The sequence below is a fragment of the Collinsella sp. AM24-1 genome, assembly GCF_003470325.1.
Classification (GTDB): Bacteria; Actinomycetota; Coriobacteriia; order Coriobacteriales; family Coriobacteriaceae; genus Collinsella.
Genome location: NZ_QRHM01000004.1, coordinates 134,496 through 136,044 on the forward strand (window position 1 = coordinate 134,496; position 1,549 = coordinate 136,044).

At 64.9% G+C, this 1,549-nt stretch carries 1 rRNA gene (running past one end of the window); it reads right to left on the reverse strand.

The annotated features are described in order from the left end of the window. Window positions 1-1,549, reverse strand: a 23S ribosomal RNA gene (locus tag DW661_RS10215) (its annotated part extends 1,801 nt beyond the left edge of the window); the annotation flags it as partial.

Sequence of the window (1,549 nt, forward strand, 5' to 3'; positions counted from 1 at the left end):
CAGTCGCTTCGTCCGGAGCCTCGCCCTCGATGCGGACCGGATTTCCCTGGTCCGCGGGCCGCGCTCCATCACGGGGACGTCCAGAACCCCGCCGAGCCACCCCCATCCGTCGCCCCGTCGGTCGTAGCGCCGCGTGCGCGGTGCAGGAATGTCTGCCTGCTGCGCGTCGGCTACGCCTACCGGCCTCGCCTTAGCCCCCGACTGACCCTGGGAGGATTAGCCTTGCCCAGGAAACCTCGGGTTCACGGCGGACGAGTTACTCTCTCGTCTCTCGCTACTCATGCCAGCATTCTCACTCCCATGCGCTCCACCGCCGGTCGCCCGGCGGCTTCCCCGCCCATGGGAAGCTCCCCTACCGATTCTGAAAATCAAAATCCCGCCGCTTCGGTGTCCAGCTTAGCCCCGTGTATTGTCGGCGCATGTCCACTCGACCAGTGAGCTGTTACGCACTCTTTGAATGCATGGCTGCTTCTAAGCCAACATCCTGGTTGTCTGGGCGGACGCACATCCTTTGCCACTCGGCTGGAACTTGGGGACCTTAGCGGGCGGTCCGGGCTGTTTCCCTCTCGAGCACACAGCTTAGCCCACATGCTCTGACTGCCGCGCTCTGGGCCGCCGGCATTCGGAGTTCGGTTGGATTCGGTAGGCGGCGAAGCCCCCTCGTCCATCCGGTGCTCTACCTCCGGCGGTGAACGCGCGACGCTAGCCCTAAAGCTATTTCGGGGAGAACGAGATATCTCCGGGTTTGATTGGCCTTTCACCCCTATCCGCAGGTCATCGCCGCCGTTTTCAACCGACGTGCGTTCGGCCCTCCACGGGGTCTTACCCCCGCTTCAGCCTGCCCACGGATAGCTCACCCGGCTTCGCGTCCGCGGCGCGGGACTCAAGTCGCCCTGTTAAGGCTCGCTTTCGCTCCGGCTCCCTTTCGGTTAACCTCGCCCCGCGCCAGCGACTCGCTGGCTCATTCTACAAAAGGCACGCCGTCACAACGTAAAGTTGCTCCGACTGCTCGTGGGCGCACGGTTTCAGGTACTGTTTCACTCCCCTCCCGGGGTGCTTTTCACCTTTCCCTCACGGTACTGGTGCGCTATCGGTCACAGGGTAGTACTCAGGCTTGGATGGTGGTCCACCCAGGTTCGGACCGGGTTTCACGTGCCCGGCCCTACTCAGGGACCGCGTCGCGCCGTCCGGTCTGGGTTCGCGTACGGGGCTGTCACCCGCTGCGGCCGGCCCTCCCATGCCGTTCCGCTCCCCAGCCGGACCTGCGCCCGGGGACGGCAGCCCCCGGATGCGCGGCCCTGCAACCCCGTCGGCGGAACCCCTGCCGGGTATGCCCGCTCGACGGTTTGGCCATCGGTCCCCTTTCGCTCGCCGCTACTCGGGGAGTCTCGAGATTGATTTCCTCTCCTCCGGGTACTTAGATGTTTCAGTTCCCCGGGTTGTCCTCCCCCCGCCTATGCATTCAGCGGGGGGATATGCACACTGCTGTGCATGGGTTCGCCCATTCGGAGACCCCCGGGTCGAAGGATGTGTGCTCCTCGCCGGGGAT